This is a genomic window from Labrys sp. E2SS-1L (assembly GCF_057073705.1).
Genome location: NZ_CP172713.1, coordinates 179,889 through 196,711 on the forward strand (window position 1 = coordinate 179,889; position 16,823 = coordinate 196,711).

The window sequence follows — 16,823 nt, forward strand, 5'->3', positions numbered from 1 at the left end:
TATGGTCAGCTGCGGCCATTCCTCGCGCGGCTTGCATGTTCTGTGATCGAGGCGCGCAGGCGCTCGATCCATGCTTGATCCACGGGCCAGTCGAGGTCTTGCGCGGCGCGCAGCAGCGCGCCGCCAATCGGAGGAAGCCGCGGCGGCATGGGAGAGACCCCCACACGAGCCGTAACCTTCGCCAGTACATGCCCGCTGGCGAACACGCCGCCGGCATAGCTCCAGGATCGGCACGTCTTGGCATCCATGCGGCGCCAGGCCGCCCCGACATGGCGGGCGAGATGTTCGGCGGCCTCGTCGAGGATGGCGACGGCGGTGGCGTTGCCTGTCTCGGCCAGGCGATCGACGAGGACCGACAAGGCTGCGATCTGGGAACGAGGATGGGATAGCTCGACGTGCCATTGCAGCAAGGCGTGCGGGCGATCGGCCCGATCGAGCGCCAGGAAAGCGAAGAAGGCGTCGGCCAAAGCCGGTGCTGTCAGGCGTCCGTCGAGGGCCTGGCTGACGCGGGCGATCGTCTCCCGACCGATCCAGAAGGCGCTGCCCTCGTCGCCGAACGCATCGCCCCAGCCCCCGACGCGCAGGTCGTTGCCATGCTCGTCGCGGGCCCAGGCCATCGACCCCGTCCCCGCCAGGATCAGGACGCCGGGCCCGCCGGCAAAGGCTGCAACATGCGCCGCTTCGACATCATTGAGGATGGCGTGGGATTGCCCAAGCGCCGACGCGGCTGCCTGGTTCTGGGACTGCGTCACCGCTGCAATCTCGCCATAGGCCGGGAGCGCCAGCACGGCATGGTCGCAGGCCTGGGCAGCCGCACCGGCCGCCCGGATCTGTGCCTCGAAGCCGGCGAGCCAATCGGGATTGTCGACCGGGTTGATGCCGGCGCCTTCCAGCCAGGTGCCGATCACGCCGTCCCGGCTTGCTGTCGCCAGGATCGTCTTGGTGCCGCCGCCGTCGATTGCGAGGATCCCGGCCATCAGGAAGCACCTGCCGGCACGTCCACCAGGGTGAGCGGCACGCCGACCTCATGCAGCTGCGTTTGCCAGTCCGAAGACAGGCTGGCATCGGTCATGATGCTGATCGAGGGGGCGAGCGGGGCCACCGCGTAAGTGGACATCACCCCGAACTTGCTCGAATCGGTGACGATGAAGCGCTTCTCGGCGCGCTTGAGCATGCGGGCGTTCAGGCTCGCCTCGGCGCTGTCGACACTGTAGATCGTGGCATCCGGGCCGATGGCGCTGACGCCGAGGAAGAGCTGGTCGAACCACAGCCGCTCCAGCATCGCCTCTGCTTCCGGTCCGACCAGGGACGCATTCTCGTTGCGCAGCTGACCGCCGATCACGACCACGCGCAGCTTGGGTACATCCAGCAGTTCCTGGGCCACCAGGAGGCCATTGGTGAACACGGTCATCGGTATCGGATTGATGCGCAGGAGCCTTGCGAGCTGGCGCACCGTGGTGCCGGCATCCAGGAAGATGGTCGCGTGCGGGGCGAGTTTTTCATAAGCGGCCGCGGCAAGCGCCCGCTTGGCTGCCAGGTTCCGGCCCTCGCGTGCGCTGAAGGCAACCTCGACGCTCGACCCTTCCGCAATGCGCGCTCCGCCATGAGCCCGGTCGATGATGCCCTGCTCCTCGAGGATCTGCAGGTCGCGGCGGATGGTGGCGAGCGAGGCGCCTGCGGCATCGGCCAAAGCCTGAATCGTGGAGGGACCATGCGTGTAGAGATGGCCGCGGATCGCATCGAGGCGTTCCAGTTTGCTCGACCCCTGAGACATGCCTTCCCCGCTACAATGGCAGGTCACAACCCGCTCCAATAAAATCAATGAATGCCAATAAAACGACAGAGTCAATCAAGATTATGATTTTTTATGATTTTATTGAACCCAGAAAGGATGGGTCGGAAGCGTTCCGGCAGCGCCCTCTTCGCTGCGGGGGGAGCCGCAGCAAGCTCTCCGGATCGGCCGTCGGACATGTGATCGGTGGTGGGATAGCGGTTGGAACGTAGCGGGCGCCAGGGGTCGGCCGGCTCGCGTCAAGGCTCGGATCGGCTCTTCAGCCTTGCCGTCAACGCGCGGAGAGCTGGCTGCGGAACTGGCGCGGCGTCACGCCTGTGCGGAGCTTGAAGACGTCGTAGAACCGGCTGGCCGAGCCGAATCCGCAGGCATAGGCCACGTCCAGGATCGGCTGGTCCGTGTCGGCCAGCAGATGCAGGGCCCGGCTCAGGCGAAAGCGAACGATGTATTCGTTGATCGACATGCCAAGAACCCGTCGGAACGCCGATGTGGCGGTGGTCTGATGGATCCCGAGCGCAGCAGCGATCGTGGCGATGGAAAGCTCTTCGCCAAAGCGCAGATTGATGATCTCGATCATCCGCTCGGCATGGTCGAGCGACGGGGATCGGCCGTCACGGCGCTCACCACCCTCGCGTCGGGCGGAATCGCTCGCCTCGAGCGGATCGAGTGCCAGGCGGCGCACGCGCAGGCAGGCCTCGTCCAGGAGCAGGCGCCGCCGGGCGGGATCGGCGCCTGGCCATTCGTCGACCCAGCGCTGGAATGTGCCCGCATCCGTCGTCTGGATCTGTGCCGCTTTCAGGAAGGCGCCGTGCATGACAGCTTTCCGGATCGAGCCTGCGATGGGCAGCGCCATGAAGTCCTGGAAGGGGATGTAAAGGCAGATCAGCCTGGAGCCCGGCGCGACCTCGATGGCCCGGTGCGGGATCGCGGCCCAAAAGAGCGCAAGCCGCCGCGCTTCCACGGTTTCCTGCCGTCCCTGGAAGAGATAGGTCATTCGTCCTTCCAGCAGCAGGTTGAGCTCCACATGATCGTGCCAGTGCGCCGTCGCCATCGCGCCGGCGACGTGGCTCTCGACATGGAAGGAGCTGCCGTCGAACAGGTCGGCCCAACCGGCGTGCTCGTCTTGAAAGGCCGGTGATTGCCTCGCCATGGCTCGCGAACTCGATGCTTTGATTCCGGAATAAGTCGTCCGAAAGCCGGAAGACATCCTGTTTTCATGAATGGAATAAAGGCCGCCTTCCAGTCAACCGGCAAGCAGGATCTGCCCTGTGCGGCCCGGTGATGTCCCAACCAGCAAGGATGCCCTCCCTTGACCAAGATCTGCCTCGTCGGTGCCGGAAGCACGGTCTTTGCCCAATCGATCCTGAGCGACGTGCTCAGTAACGGTGTGTTTGCCGATTGTGTGATCAGCCTGCACGACATCGACGGCGAGCGCCTGAAGACCTCCGAGATCGTCGCCCGGCGCATCTGCGAGGGGCTGGACCTGCCGCGCGTGCGCATCGAGGCCACGACCGAGAGGCGCGTCGCGCTCGCCGGCGCGAATTTCGTCATCCTGATGATGCAGGTCGGGGGCTATCGACCCGCGACGGTGGTCGATTTCGACATTCCCAAGCGCTATGGCCTGCGCCAGACCATTGCCGATACGCTGGGCATCGGTGGGATCTTCCGAGGCCTTCGCACCATTCCGGTCCTGCAGGAGATCTGCCGCGATATCGAGGATCTGTGCCCCGATGCGCTCCTGATGAACTACGTCAACCCGATGGCGATCAATTGCTGGGCGATCGGCGAGATCGCGCCGGAGCTGCGCACGGTCGGGCTATGCCACAGCGTGCAGCACACCTCGGCGCATCTCGCCCGCTGCCTCGGCGAGGATATCGGCGATATCGACTATGTCTCAGCCGGCATCAACCATGTCGCCTTCTTCCTGAAATTCAACAAGCGCCACCGGGACGGCAGCACCGAAGATCTCTATCCCCGCCTCAAGGCGCTGGCGGCGGATGGCAAGGTGCCGCCGGACGATCGCATCCGCTTCGACGCGCTGCGGCGCCTCGGCTATTTCGTCACCGAGTCCTCCGAGCATTTCTCTGAATATACGTCGTGGTACATCAAGCGCGGGCGCGACGATCTGATCGAGCGCTACGGCATCCCCCTCGACGAATATATCACCCGCTGCGAGGATCAGATCGCCGGCTGGAACAAGCTGCGCGCCGAGCTCGAGGGTGGAGCGCCCGTGGAGATCTGCCGCAGCAACGAATATGCCGCCGGCATCATCCACGCGCTGGTGACGGGCCAGCCCGGGCTGATCTACGGCAATGTCCGCAATCAGGGGCTTATCGACAATCTGCCGCCCGACTGCGTGGTCGAGGTGCCCTGCCATGTGGACCGCAACGGCATCCAGCCGATCAAGGTCGGTTCTCTCCCGCGTCAGCTCGCGGCCGTGATCAGGTTGAGCACCAATGTGCAGGAACTGACGGTGTATGCGGCCCTGGAACGACGCCGCGAGGCGGTCTACCAGGCGGCATTGCTGGACCCACACACCGCGGCGGAATTATCGCCGGACCAGATCTGGCATCTGGTCGACGATCTCATCGCCGCGCATGGCAATCTGCTGCCGGCCTATCGCTGATGTTTGGGGCCCGAATGGGCCGGTGCGGTGCAGGTCAAACCGTAAAAATGCGGGGCCAGGGCCTGGAGATTGCGCTCGCCATTTTTGATTATCGCTGCTTGCATCCCGGCCTGGATGGGCTTCACCGCCGAGCCCATCTATTCGGTTCTGTTGCGGCCTGCGCGAAGAGCGTCGGGATCTGAACTTTTATGTGGGCGCCTTGGCCTGGCGCAACGCTTCGGTGATCTCGTCGCGGGCCACGTCGATCAGGCGCATCATCGCCTGCCGGGCCGTCTCGGGCTCGCGCAATCGGATGGCATCGAACACGGCCCGATGCTTCATGATGGCATTTTCATGGGACTGGCTCGCCCGGTTGGTGAGACGAAAGCTCGCCAGCAGGGCGGCGCGAATGGCGGTGGCGAACTGGCGATAGACCCAGTTGCCGCTCGCATTGATGATGGCCGTATGGAAGTCGAGGTCGGCCCGGCTCCAGGCTTCGTTGTCGCGCGAATTGGCCTCGACCATTTCTTCCAACGCATTGGAAATATGCAGCAATTCCCGGGCGCCCGCATGAGCGGCGGCGAGCGCCGCGGCCGCCGGCTCCAGCAATTGGCGCGCCTCGATCAGGGACACATAGAACCGCTCGTCCGTGCCGAATTTCAGCACGGCGTCGAGCACGAGCGGATCGAGATAGTTCCAGTTCTCGCGCGGCAGCACCGTGGTGCCGGCCCGGGTCCGCGAGCGGATCATGCCCAGGGCGGACAGATACTGCATGGTCTCGCGCAGGCTCGTGCGGCTCACGCCCAGCTGCTGCGTCAGCTCCGCCTCGTTGGGCAGGGTCGCGTTCTCGGGAAACTCGCCTGAAACGATCTTCTCGACGAATTGCCGCAACAGGGCTTCCCGGACGCTGCGCTTGCCGTGGGCGGCGATCGGATTGCCATTCTCGGTCAGTGCCGAGCCGATCCTGATGTCAGTCACTTTCAGTTCCCTCACGCCGCGACTTCGGCACCGGCAAGGCTATGCGAGGCGAGCTGGAAAACAAAATCACGCCAGACGCAACGCCGCTCGCCTTGCCAAGGGCGCCTGGCCACACATTTCTGCGCGTCCCGATGCGAGTCGAAAATAAATAGTATTTATCTTGACAATAATACGATTATTTTTATGGTGCCGCAACCAGGCATGCCGCGGCTTGCAGGCTCGATCCGGCGTTGCGGGGCTGGCCAACGATCAAAAGACGGGGAGGAACCGATGAAGCTTTCGAAATTCGCAGTGATGACGGCTATTGCCGCTTCCATCTGCGCCGCGGCCGGAAGCGCGCTGGCCGATGGCAAGGACCTTAAGGTCGGCGCCATCTATATGGATGCGCAGGGTTTTTACGCGGGCGTTCGCAAGGGTATCCAGACCGGCGGTGCCGAGGCAGGGCGCAAGCTCGACATCGTGGAGACCAACGCCCAGGGCGACGTGACCAAGGAAGCCTCCTTCATCGACTCGCTGATCTCGGCCGGCGTCCAGGCCATCATCGTCTCTCCGGTCTCCGCCGACGGCTCCTATCGTGCCATCCGTCGGGCGCATGATGCCGGCGTTCCGGTGGTCTGCTACAACACCTGCCTGAACGAAGCCGACATGAAGGAATATGTCTCGGCTTATGCCGTCGGCGATCCCTATGATTTCGGGCACAAGCTGGGCGAAGTGGCCGGTGAGTACTTCATCGCGCAGAAGAAGGATTCTCCCAAGATCGCGGTGCTCAACTGCGAGTTCGTCGAGGTCTGCGTCACCCGTCGCAAGGGCTTCGAGGAGGCCCTCAAGGCCAAGGTGCCCGGTGCCCAGATCGTCGCCAACCAGGAGGGCGCGATCCTCGACAAGGCCGTCTCGGTCGCCAGCACCATGCTGTCCTCCCATCCCGACCTCGATGCCTTCTTCGGCGAGGCGGGTGGCGCCACGCTCGGCGCGGCGCGTGCCGTCAAGAGCCAGGGACGCGTCGGCAAGACCGTGGTGTTCGGGGGTGACATGACCACCGAGATCGCCCAGGAACTGGCCGACAACTCCGTCATCAAGGGTGTCGTCGACATCTCGGGCCAGGGATTGGGCAAGCTCGCCCTGGCCCAGGCGATCAAGTCGATCGACGGCCAGCCGCCGGCGGGCATCAAGGTCGCCTACGACATCGATGTCTACAAGAGCGCAGCGGACGGGCAGGCCTGGCTCAAGGCGCATGCCGACGGCATTCCCTAAAGCGTTTTGCGATTTGGTGGAATCACCAAGAGACGCAAAGACGCGTCAGAACAAGGAGTTAGAGCAATTAAGCGTTCACGCTTGAACGCGCTTTGCTCTAGGGATCGCCTGAGGTCTTCCCCGTTGCGGCCAGGCAAGGATAGCGACATGACGCCAGCCATTTCCCCAGGCCCGTTGGCCGACGCCGAACGGGTTGCCTCCATCCGCAATTGCACCAAGCACTATCCCGGCGTGCTGGCGCTCGACGACGTCACCTTCGAGGTGGCGGCCGGCGAGGTCAGGGCCCTGCTGGGCAAGAATGGTGCCGGCAAGTCGACCCTGATCCGCCTGCTCACCGGTGCCGAGCTGCCCGACAGCGGCCTGGTCGAGATTGCCGGCCAGGCACTCGGCCAGACCGGCTCCGCCCGCGCACAGGCCGCCTTCGCCAGCGGTGTGCGTGTGGTCTATCAGGAGCTCAGCCTGGTGCCCGGGATGTCGCTGGCCGAGAATTTGTTCCTCGGCCACTGGCCACGCCAGGGCGGTGTCATCCAATCGGCGCGGATGGAGGCCGAGGCCGCCGAGGCCATGGCAAGGCTGGGGCTCGACCTGTCGCCCAGGCGGCTCGTCGCCAGCCTTTCGCCGGCCGAAAGGCAATTGCTGGAGATCGCACGTGTGCTGATCGGCAAGCCCCGGCTGGTGATCCTGGACGAACCGACCAGCTCGCTTGCGGCCGCCGAGGCCGAGCGGGTGATGGCGGCGGTGACACGCATCGCGGCGGAAGGCATCGCCGTGATCTATGTCAGTCACCGCATGAACGAAATCCGCCGGGTTGCGCACAGCGCCACGGTGATGCGCGATGGACGGGTGATCGATACCGTCGACGTGAAGGGGGCGGACACGCGCCAGATCGTTCGCCTCATGCTCGGCTCGGAAAGCGGGCCGGCCGCACAGCTGGAGAACCGGGTCGCGGACAACACCCTGCTCGAAGTGACGGATCTCGCTTTGGCGCCGAAACTGTCATCCGTGTCCTTTCGCCTGCGGCAGGGCGAGGTCCTCGGCATTGCCGGGCTCCTGGGATCGGGGCGCACCGAACTGCTGCAGGCCATCATGGGCGTGCGCAGGGCCGACCGCGGCGAGATCCGCGTGGACGGCAAGCCGGTGACGGGCGCGCGCTATCGCCAGATGGTCGAGCGCGGCTTCGGCTACACGCCCGAAAGCCGCAAGGAGGAAGGTATCGTTCCCTTGCTCGGCGTCGACGAAAATACGCTGGTGACGGATCTTGCCGCCGTCAGCCGTCGCGGCGTGCTGTCCTCCAGCCTGATGGCGCAGGCGACCCGCCGGATCATCGAGCATCTCCATGTGAAGACCGCCCGCACCGACACCCCAATCGGCACTTTGTCGGGCGGAAACCAGCAGAAGGTGGTGATCGGCCGCTGGGTGCATGCGCGCAGCCGCGTGCTGCTGCTCGACGAGCCTACCCGCGGCGTGGACGTGGAAGCCAAGTCGCAGATCTACGCCATCATCCGGCAGCTTGCGGCTGAGGGCTGCGGCATCGTTTTCGTCTCCAGCGAGATCGAGGAGCTGCCGCTGGTCTGCGATCGCGTCCTCGTGCTGCGCGAGGGTCGGCTCGCCGAAGAATTCACTGCGCCCGAGATCGATCAGGATGCCGTCATGGCCGCCTGCCTCACCGGACACTGACGAGGATACCCGATGTCACAGGACAGAACCGCAGGGGCTGCCGCTTCGAACCGAAGTGCCCGCGCAGGCTTCGATTTCTCTCGCCATATGAACGAACTGAGCCTGTTCGTCGCCATCATCGTGCTCTATGTGGTGTTCACGGCCAGCGCTACGGGCTTCCTGTCGTTCAACAACCAGATCAACATCCTGCGTGATGCCGCCACGATCGGCATCGCCGCCTGGGCCGCGACGCTGATCATCATCGCGGGTGAGATCGATGTGAGCGTCGGCCCGATGGTGGCCTTCGTCTCGGTGGTCCTGGCCTATTTCCTGCAATGGGGCGTGCCGACAGTGCCGGCCTTCGCCCTGGCCATCATGGTCGGCGGGCTGCTGGGCTCGATCGCCGGTGTGCTGAGGGCGTATTTCGACGTGCCCTCCTTCGTGGCCACGCTCGGCCTGTGGAGTGCACTGCGCGGCATCGCCCTGTTCATCACTGATGCCCTGCCGGTGTCGATCGGACGCAACGACATCGTCGACGCGCTCGACCGGCCGGTCTTGGGGATTCCGCCCGCCGCGATCATCATGCTCGTGCTCTTCGGCGTCTTCGCTTTCGTCAGCCGCAAGACCGCCTTCGGCCGCAGCGTCTTCGCCATTGGCGGCAATGCGCAGGCTGCCTTCCTCAGCGGCATCAATGTCACACGCATCCGCGTCATGCTGTTTGCCATCGGCGGTGCCATGGCCGCAGTGACCGGCATCCTCCTGGTTTCGCGGCTGGGCTCGGGCAATGCCACCGCCGCGAGCGGCCTGGAGTTCGACGTCATTGCCGCCGTCGTCGTGGGCGGTACGTCGCTCTCCGGCGGGCGCGGCTCGATGCTCGGCACGCTGCTGGGCGTGCTCGTCATCACCCTGATCGGCAACGGCCTGGTGCTGCTGGGGATCAATCCCTTCTTCCAGCAGGTGGTGCGCGGCTTGATCATCGTCGTCGCGGTGCTGGCCAATATCCAGGCCATCAAGCGCTCCATGGCGCGAAACAAGGGCTAGGACATGCCGGTTGTCGATCTCCAGCACGGCTCCCTGCGCGCGCAATTGTCGACGGCGGGCGGCCTCGTCCTCGGCCTGTGGTGGGAAGAGGAAGGCGTGCGCATTCCTCTCCTGCGCCCGGCGCCCTCGTCGGACGCCGACGCCCTGTCCTCGGCCTGTTACCCGCTGGTGCCCTTCGGCAACCGCGTCAAGGATAACCGCTTTCGCTTCGAGGGACAGGACCATGTCTTGGAACCGAACACGGATTGGGACAGGCATTATCTGCATGGGGAGGGCTGGCAGGCCGATTGGCACATCACCGCGCAGGGGCCGACGAGCCTTGCCATGGTGTTCTCGCATGCAGGAAAGGGCACGCCCTATGTCTACGAGGCCGAGCAGCGTTTCGCCCTTGTCGACGGGGCCTTCGAGATGCGGTTGGCGGTGACCAACCGAGGCCGTGCGTCCCTGCCGTTCGGGCTGGGATGGCACCCCTATTTCCCCCTGACGCCGGCGACGACGCTGATGGCGAAGGCGACTGCGCTGTGGACGGAGGTGGAGGAGTGGCTTCCCGGCGAGCCCGTCGCCATTCCCGAGGTGCTCGACTTTTTCGCCCCGCGCTCCATTCCGGATCGATGGGTCAATAATGGCCTGCAAGGTTGGGATGGTCTTGCCGTGATCACCTGGCCGGAACGGAACATGCAGCTTCGCCTCCAGGCCGATCCGGTGTTCAGGCATGCCTTCCTCTTTGTTTCCGACACGCAGTTCGATCCCTCCTTCCGGCGGGACTATTTCTGCTTCGAGCCGATGTCGCACCTGGCCAATGGCCACAATCTGCCCGATCTGGGAGATCTCAAGGTTCTCGGGCCCGGGGAGAGATTGGCCGGTACTGTCCGGCTTCGACCGCAATGTCTTTCCGGCCGGCCGCTTCAGGGCGGCGATCATTCCCGTCAACAGGCCTGAGTCCTGGAGTCTGCAATGTCCGACAAGGGGCAGTTCGATTTCATCGTCGTCGGGGGTGGCAGCGCGGCCTGTGTCGTCGCCTCCCATCTCGTTGGGCAGGCCAAGGCGCGCGTGCTGCTGATCGAGCGCGGACCGGCGAAGGCCAGCCCGATCATCGACTTTCCGGCCGGCTACATGAAGTTCCTGGCCAAGGATACCTATCTGGCCATGCACAAGACCGCGCCGCAGCCCCAGCTCGACGGGCGCGGGCCGATCGTGCCGCAAGGGCGTGTGCTCGGGGGCGGCAGCACCGTCAACGCCATGGTCTATATGCGCGGCCAACCCGGCGACTATGCGCGCTGGAACGCAGCCGTGACCGCGCCGGGCGCTGTCAATGACGGTGCCTGGTCTTATGAGGACATGCTGGCCTATTTCAAGGCGCAGGAGGACAATGACCATCTGGCCGGTGCCTTCCATGGTGTCGGCGGCCCGCTCAAGGTCTCGCATCTCGGCCATACCAGCCCGATGACTCGGACCTATGTGAAGACGTTGCAGGGCATGGGCATTCCCTACAATCCGGATTTCAACGGCGCTTCCCAGTTCGGTGTCGGCTTCATGCAGCACACCATCGACTGGGCGACCCGCCGTCGCTGCAGCGCCGTGACGGCCTTTCTTGCCCCGGTGATGCGTGATCCCCGCCTGACCATCGTGACCGATGCGACGGTGACAGGGCTCCGCATCGAGCAGGGCCGTGCGGTCGGCGTCGACTATCTGCAGGGCGGGAGCCACCACAAGGCCGACGCCGGTACCGAAGTGATCTTGGCGGCGGGGGCCTACCAGACGCCGAAACTGCTGATGCTTTCGGGCATCGGTCCCGAGGACGAGCTCTCCCGCCATGGCATTGCTGCCAAAGTGGTGCTGCCCGGCGTTGGACGCAATCTCCAGGACCATTACGAGTGTCCGGTCGTCGCCACCACCCGCGGGAGCTTTGGTTATTACCAGCAGGACCGGGGCTGGCCGATGATCAAGGCCGGCCTGCAATATCTGCTGTTCGGCACGGGGCCGGCCTCGACTACCGGCGTGGAAACCTGCGCCTTCTTCGATCCGACCGGGAGCAGTGCCGAACCGACCATCCAGATGTTCTGCGTGCCGACAGTCTATCTCGACAGGGACGTGATGGGCACCGACCCCGGCGATGGTGTCACCATCAATTCGCTGCTGCTGCGTCCCAGGGCGCGCGGCCGCGTGACGCTCGCCAGCGCCGATCCTCTCACGGACCCCATCATCGACACCCAGATCTTCGGCCATCCCGAGGACTTGGCCACGACGATGGCAGGATTCCGCTTTGCGCGGCAGGTGCTGGCCGCCGCCCCGCTGCGCGACCTGATCGACAAGGAGATCTTTCCGGGCCCTGCCGTGACGAGCGACGAGGCGATAGCGGCGCATTGCCGGCGCACGGTCAAGACCGGATATCACCCCGTCGGCACCTGCAGGATGGGCCACGATGCCGATCCCGAGGCGGTTCTCACGCCGGATCTGCGGGTGCGCGGAGTCGCGGGCCTCAGGGTCGTCGACGCCTCGATCATGCCGACCATCGTCAGCGGCAACACCAATGCCGCCGTACTCGCCGCCGCGGGGAAGGCTGCGGACCTCATCCTTCATTCATGACTTACGGCGGGCGGCCGGGGGCGAGGCCCGGGGCCGATCCCATAGAGATCATTGGATAGTGCCATGAAGATCACCAAGCTGACCACCTTCATCGTCCCGCCGCGCTGGATGTTCGTGAAGGTCGAGACCGATGAGGGCCTGTCAGGCTGGGGGGAGGCCGTCGTGGAAGGGCGCGCTCTGACGGTGGAGGCGGCCGTGCACGAATTGGCCGACTACATCGTCGGCAAGGATCCCATGCTGATCGAAGACCATTGGAACGTGCTTTATCGCGGCGGCTTCTATCGCGGCGGCGCGGTTCACATGAGCGCGCTCGCCGGCATCGACCAGGCCTTGTGGGACATCAAGGGGAGAGCGCTGGGACAGCCGATCCATGCGCTGCTGGGCGGCCAATGCCGCGACAAGATCAAGGTCTATTCCTGGATCGGCGGCGACCGCCCGGCTGACATCGCCCGCAATGCCAGGGAAGCGGTGGCACGCGGTTTCAAGGCGATCAAGCTCAACGGTTCGGAAGAGATGCAGATCGTCGACACGCATGACAAGATCGACCGGGCGGTGGCGACCATCGCCACCGTGCGCGAGGCGATCGGGCCCCATATCGGCATCGGCGTCGATTTCCATGGCCGCGTCCATCGCCCGATGGCCAAGGTGCTGGCCAAGGAGCTTGACCCCTACAAGCTCCTGTTCATCGAGGAGCCCGTGCTGTCCGAACACAAGGAGGCTCTCAAGGAGATCGCCAATCATTGTTCCACCCCGATCGCACTCGGTGAACGGCTCTATTCGCGTTGGGACTTCAAGGGCGTGCTGGCGGACGGCTATGTCGACATTCTCCAGCCCGACCTGTCGCATGCGGGAGGCATCAGCGAGTGCCGCAAGATCGCAACCATGGCGGAGGCCTATGACGTGGCGCTTGCGCCGCACTGCCCGCTGGGTCCGATCGCACTCGCGGCCTGCCTGCAGGTCGATGCCGTCAGCTACAATGCCTTCATCCAGGAGCAGAGCCTTGGCATCCATTACAACCAGGGCAACGACATTCTCGACTACATCTCCAACAAGGAGGTGTTCCATTATGAGGACGGCTTCGTCTCCATCCCGCAGGGGCCGGGCCTGGGGGTCGACGTCAACGAGGACTATGTGATCGAGCGGGCCCGGGAGGGGCATCGCTGGCGCAACCCAGTCTGGCGCCATGAGGATGGCAGCCTGGCCGAATGGTAGGGGCATGGGCGGGATGACGGGTCGGCTTACAGGCAAGCGTATTCTGGTGACGGGTGCCGCCCAGGGCATCGGGTTGGCGATGGTCCGGGCTTTCCTGGACGAAGGGGCAGGCGTTTTCCTGATCGATCGGGACGAGGCGCTTCTTGCCGGTGTCGGTAACGAATTGACGGGGCAGGGCGCGCCGATCGCTCACCGGGCCGTGGATATCACCGACGAGCAGGGTATTGCGCGTGCCGTTTCACAGGCCGCCTCGACGATCGGCGAGATCAACGCCCTCGTCAACAATGCCGGCATCAATGTTTTTGCCGAGCCGTTGCAGACGACGGACGAAGAGTGGCAGCAATGCTTCGACATCAACCTCAAGGGAGCCTGGAACTGCTGCAAGGCGGTCCTGCCAGGGATGATTGCAGGCGATGGCGGCGTCATTCTGAACATTGCCTCGACGCATGCCTTCACCATCATTCCCCATACCTTCCCCTATCCCCTGGCCAAGCACGCCTTGCTCGGCATGACCAAGTCGCTGGCGCTGGAATATGCCGGGCGCAACGTGCGGGTGAACGCGCTCGCGCCTGGCTATGTCTCCACCCAGAAAGTGATCGACTACTGGAACAGCTTCCCCGATCCCGAGGCCGCCAAGGCGCAGACGCTGAAGCTGCATCCGGGCGGGCGTATCGCCACGCCTGAGGAAATCGCGCTTGCCGCGGTGTTCATGATCTCGGACGAATGCCCGTTCATGAACGCAGCCTGCCTGACCATCGATGGCGGCCTCAGCGTCCAGCAGCATCCCTGAGCAAAGAGCTTCCAACGGCATCGTTTGGGTTCCGGTGAGGGCGCATCCCTGCGGCTGATCTACTCCCAGGAAACAGGACCGTTTTGAGCTGGAGTTTTCCGCGGCCGAATCCCTAGGCTGGGAGGAGCGGAGGACAACGAAGGCAAGCAGGTTTTCGGAGACCCAGAAGGCGTTCATTCTCAAGCAGGGTACCGATGGTGTGACGGTGGCGGAGATCTGCCGTCGGGCTGGGATCAGAAGACAGATCCGCTTGGATTCACGCCGGCAAAGCGTGCAAGCCCGACCAGGCCATGTAGAGACCCACACAGAATATCACGGCGGCCGAGGCATAAGGTGCGCGCGTGGCAAAGGCCGAGAACCCGGACCAGCGCTTTTCGACATGCCGGATGCTCAGCGCTGCCAGCACACCGGCGGAAACCATGGTGACGGCGAGCCCGATGCTGAAGCAAAGGACCAGCAGGAAGCCCAGGGAGAGCTGCTTGAGCTGAATACACAGCAGCAACACGGTGATGGCAGCCGGGCAGGGGATGAGCCCGCCTGTCAGGCCAAACATCACGATTTGCCCCGTGGTTACAGTACGACCGGCGAAGCGACGACGAATATCCTCGGCATGGGCGCGCGCATGGGCGTCCTCCTCTGCGCCAAGATCCGTGTGCTCATGCCGATGGTCATGCTCATGCTCGGTGAATTCCAGGGGAAAGCTGTGCAGGTGATCGCCATGCCCCAGATTGAGGGCGGCGGAAAAGGCGTGCGGCTCCGGGATTTCCTCGGTGCTTTCGAGATAGGCGCCGCGATCGGCCATGTGAAAGACCTGGCGCGCACCATCCGGACGGATGGTTTCGACGGAGACCTCATGTGCAGGAAATCGCTCGCCCTTTTCGAAGCTCAGCCGCCAGCGCGGCGGCACGCCGTCCTCGAACACCTCGAGGGTGACCGTGCCATGGCCGATGTTGATGTGCCGCACCTCCTCGCCATGGTGGTGATGATCGTGATCGTGGCTATGGTGCTGCTCGCGCCAGGTGCGCCAGAACATCCAGGCGGCGATGAGGACGATCAGGATCGCCGAAGCCACCTGGAAATAGGGCTCCGTTGCCTCGCTGCTCCAATTGCGCCCGAAATATTGTCCGAGCAGCGCGACCGCCCAGACGACGGCGGTATGGGAGATCGTCGCCGACAGGCCGAGCAAGACAGCCTGAGTCACGGTACCTCCGACCGCTATGATGAAAGCCGCCATCATCGTCTTGGAATGTCCCGGCTCTAGGCCGTGCAACGCTCCCAGAAGGATGGCACTGGGGATGAACAGCCAAAGGTTCGTGGAACCTTGCTGAAGCATGTCGGAGATCGAAACCACGTTCGGGTCTTTCTATTTGATATAGGTCCGCAAGACCTCGATCAATTCGGCCGCTCCCTGCGCCTGGCTGGAGTTTTCCTTGTCCGGATCCACGATGTGATGGCGGATATGGTCTTCCATGACCTCGGCGGTCAGACCATTCACCGCGCCACGCATGGATGCGACCAGCATCAGTACATCCGCGCAGCCCAGTTCCTGTTCGAGCGCTCGTTCGAGCGCCTCAGCCTGGCCCTTGATGCGGCGAACCCTGGCGATGAGTCGGGTTTTTTCCTTGATCGTATGCATGGCGAACCCCAGCAAGAATATGATAGGGGGGTACCCTATAAGAGAGCCCAACGCAAGCCCGGTGTTAAGCAAGACTGGCTGGCACCGTCCAAAGGCGCCCACGCCCGAGTAGGGCGGTCACTTGTCGAACCTCGCTGCGGCAGCGATGGCATGGCTGTTGTCCTGATGCTGGCGCCTGCGGAAGAGCTCGCAGCTCCACCAGCCCGTATATTTGGCGGCCTTATCCGCATCGACCCAGCTTTCTAGATCGAGAATGCTGCTTCCCGTGCGAACATCGCCCAAGGCGGTTTCATTCAGGATGTTGGCGGCATAGGGCAGGGGAATCGCATGGATGCACGCCGTAGATGAGATCCTTGTCCAGCCGGGCGATCCGATCCGGGAGGCGCCTGCAGTGAAGACATGCCAGAAAGGAGCAAAAAGCCTCGGTCAGGCGGATTCGAAGGAAGTGGTTGAGGCAGTAATGGACCTATTATCGATTGCTGCGTAGTTTGCCAAAGTCCGCCTTTCGCGACCTTGGGACATTTTACTTCAGAACAGGATGCAGAGCTATGTCGTCGGATTTCTATATATGGCTTAGCGACGCTGCATTGAGAATCACTAGCGTACGCTTTTCCCTGATCGCGCCACAGGCGTTGGCACCGGCTTTTCTACTGCTTGCGGTTGCCGCCTTTCTGACTCTTCTGATGAACCGCCTTTGGCGTGTCAGCGATCGCATCCGTGAGCTCGAGGAAAAGAAGCTGGCGCATCTCGACGGGCAGGATCGCGCTCTCCTGGCCAAGTGGCTGACCCGGCGGGGGCGCCTGCTTTATCGCGGCATCCGCTCGATCGTCGCTGCTGGCATCTGTGTGGCAACAGTGATTCTGATCGTATTCTTCAACGCCCTGGTTGGTATGCAGCGCGAATGGGGGGCTTCCCTCCTGTTCGTCATATCGATCGTGCTGTTTGCGCACGCATTGATATGCCTGTTCCGCGAAATCAACGTCGCCATCAAGGATTTCGACAGACGTTACCGACATTCGGCGTTTTTCGAATCTTAGAATTGTCTCCCCCGAGACCAAGCTCCGATGATCGGAACTTCATTATTTACGATCATGAATTGCATCGAGCTCATATTACATGAGATTTGGCTCAAATTATTCCACAAATTCTTGTAATAAATGCAACTTGATCGAAGTATTTGCGACTCACGGCCGCCTCTTTGCGAAAAAGAAACTCCCTGCTTCGGGGAAGGGAGCTCGAGCCGGGTCGCCTCGCAGAGGCATCTGCATCACAGGCC

The 16,823-nt window shown here is 63.5% G+C and carries 16 protein-coding genes and 1 pseudogene; 10 read left to right on the forward strand and 7 right to left on the reverse strand.

The features are described 5' to 3' along the window. Positions 1 to 5 precede the first annotated feature (5 nt). The 3 genes from ACIGJE_RS26585 to ACIGJE_RS26595 all read right to left on the reverse strand — a co-directional run bounded on the left by ACIGJE_RS26585 (position 6) and on the right by ACIGJE_RS26595 (position 2,942). Positions 6 to 977, reverse strand: coding sequence for an N-acetylglucosamine kinase (locus ACIGJE_RS26585; RefSeq protein WP_415082210.1), 972 nt, complete (start codon positions 975 to 977; stop codon positions 6 to 8). Further along, the gene (locus tag ACIGJE_RS26590) at positions 977 to 1,774 is read right to left on the reverse strand and encodes a DeoR/GlpR family DNA-binding transcription regulator (protein WP_311939699.1); all 798 of its coding nucleotides are present in this window, start codon (positions 1,772 to 1,774) and stop codon (positions 977 to 979) included. Before ACIGJE_RS26590 ends, ACIGJE_RS26585 begins: the two co-directional genes overlap by 1 nt. Positions 1,775 to 2,063: 289 nt before the next feature. Then, entirely contained in the window at positions 2,064 to 2,942 is an 879-nt protein-coding gene (locus ACIGJE_RS26595) for a helix-turn-helix domain-containing protein (RefSeq protein WP_483680864.1), read from the reverse strand. Positions 2,943 to 3,101: 159 nt separating this feature from the next. On the opposite strand from ACIGJE_RS26595, the gene melA reads away from it, so the two are divergent. After that, a complete protein-coding gene (gene melA, locus ACIGJE_RS26600; protein WP_415082206.1) occupies positions 3,102 to 4,418 on the forward strand; it encodes an alpha-glucosidase/alpha-galactosidase in 1,317 nt (438 codons plus the stop codon). A gap of 186 nt (positions 4,419 to 4,604) precedes the next feature. Here the strand turns inward: melA and ACIGJE_RS26605 are convergent, their stop codons facing one another. Next, positions 4,605 to 5,375, reverse strand: coding sequence for a FadR/GntR family transcriptional regulator (locus ACIGJE_RS26605; protein WP_415082204.1), 771 nt, complete (start codon positions 5,373 to 5,375; stop codon positions 4,605 to 4,607). Between the two features lie 270 nt (positions 5,376 to 5,645). On the opposite strand from ACIGJE_RS26605, the gene ACIGJE_RS26610 reads away from it, so the two are divergent. The 8 genes and pseudogenes from ACIGJE_RS26610 to ACIGJE_RS26645 form a co-directional block, all read left to right on the forward strand. After that, the gene (locus ACIGJE_RS26610) at positions 5,646 to 6,626 is read left to right on the forward strand and encodes a substrate-binding domain-containing protein (RefSeq protein ID WP_311939691.1); all 981 of its coding nucleotides are present in this window, start codon (positions 5,646 to 5,648) and stop codon (positions 6,624 to 6,626) included. Between the two features lie 147 nt (positions 6,627 to 6,773). After that, positions 6,774 to 8,303 carry a sugar ABC transporter ATP-binding protein gene (locus ACIGJE_RS26615; protein ID WP_415082201.1) on the forward strand — a complete coding sequence of 510 codons (1,530 nt, stop codon included), beginning with the start codon at positions 6,774 to 6,776 and terminating at the stop codon, positions 8,301 to 8,303. Between the two features lie 12 nt (positions 8,304 to 8,315). Then, the gene (locus ACIGJE_RS26620; protein ID WP_415082199.1) at positions 8,316 to 9,323 is read left to right on the forward strand and encodes an ABC transporter permease; all 1,008 of its coding nucleotides are present in this window, start codon (positions 8,316 to 8,318) and stop codon (positions 9,321 to 9,323) included. 3 nt (positions 9,324 to 9,326) lie between these two features. Then, positions 9,327 to 10,262 carry an aldose 1-epimerase gene (locus ACIGJE_RS26625; RefSeq protein ID WP_415082197.1) on the forward strand — a complete coding sequence of 312 codons (936 nt, stop codon included), beginning with the start codon at positions 9,327 to 9,329 and terminating at the stop codon, positions 10,260 to 10,262. Between the two features lie 15 nt (positions 10,263 to 10,277). Continuing rightward, positions 10,278 to 11,909 carry a GMC family oxidoreductase gene (locus ACIGJE_RS26630; protein WP_415082195.1) on the forward strand — a complete coding sequence of 544 codons (1,632 nt, stop codon included), beginning with the start codon at positions 10,278 to 10,280 and terminating at the stop codon, positions 11,907 to 11,909. A gap of 63 nt (positions 11,910 to 11,972) precedes the next feature. Continuing rightward, entirely contained in the window at positions 11,973 to 13,121 is a 1,149-nt protein-coding gene (gene dgoD / locus ACIGJE_RS26635) for a galactonate dehydratase (RefSeq protein WP_311939682.1), read from the forward strand. Between the two features lie 13 nt (positions 13,122 to 13,134). Continuing rightward, complete coding sequence (locus ACIGJE_RS26640) at positions 13,135 to 13,911, forward strand: SDR family oxidoreductase (protein ID WP_367625794.1); 777 nt, start codon at positions 13,135 to 13,137, stop codon at positions 13,909 to 13,911. An 88-nt stretch (positions 13,912 to 13,999) separates the two neighbouring features. Further along, a pseudogene (locus ACIGJE_RS26645) lies at positions 14,000 to 14,146 on the forward strand (transposase); the annotation flags it as partial. Positions 14,147 to 14,167: 21 nt separating this feature from the next. Here the strand turns inward: ACIGJE_RS26645 and ACIGJE_RS26650 are convergent. From ACIGJE_RS26650 to ACIGJE_RS26660, 3 genes are all read right to left on the reverse strand, one after another. Continuing rightward, positions 14,168 to 15,262: a nickel/cobalt efflux transporter gene (locus ACIGJE_RS26650; protein ID WP_415082192.1), complete on the reverse strand. Its 1,095-nt coding sequence runs from the start codon at positions 15,260 to 15,262 to the stop codon at positions 14,168 to 14,170. Positions 15,263 to 15,274: 12 nt separating this feature from the next. Further along, on the reverse strand, positions 15,275 to 15,547 hold the full coding sequence (locus ACIGJE_RS26655) for a metal/formaldehyde-sensitive transcriptional repressor (RefSeq protein WP_311939677.1): 273 nt from the start codon (positions 15,545 to 15,547) through the stop codon (positions 15,275 to 15,277). A gap of 117 nt (positions 15,548 to 15,664) precedes the next feature. Further along, complete coding sequence (locus ACIGJE_RS26660) at positions 15,665 to 15,829, reverse strand: hypothetical protein (RefSeq protein ID WP_415082190.1); 165 nt, start codon at positions 15,827 to 15,829, stop codon at positions 15,665 to 15,667. Between the two features lie 266 nt (positions 15,830 to 16,095). Between ACIGJE_RS26660 and ACIGJE_RS26665 the strand changes: the two genes are divergently transcribed. Then, positions 16,096 to 16,584, forward strand: a complete 489-nt coding sequence (locus ACIGJE_RS26665) for a DUF2721 domain-containing protein (RefSeq protein WP_415082188.1) — start codon at positions 16,096 to 16,098, stop codon at positions 16,582 to 16,584. Positions 16,585 to 16,823 lie beyond the last annotated feature (239 nt).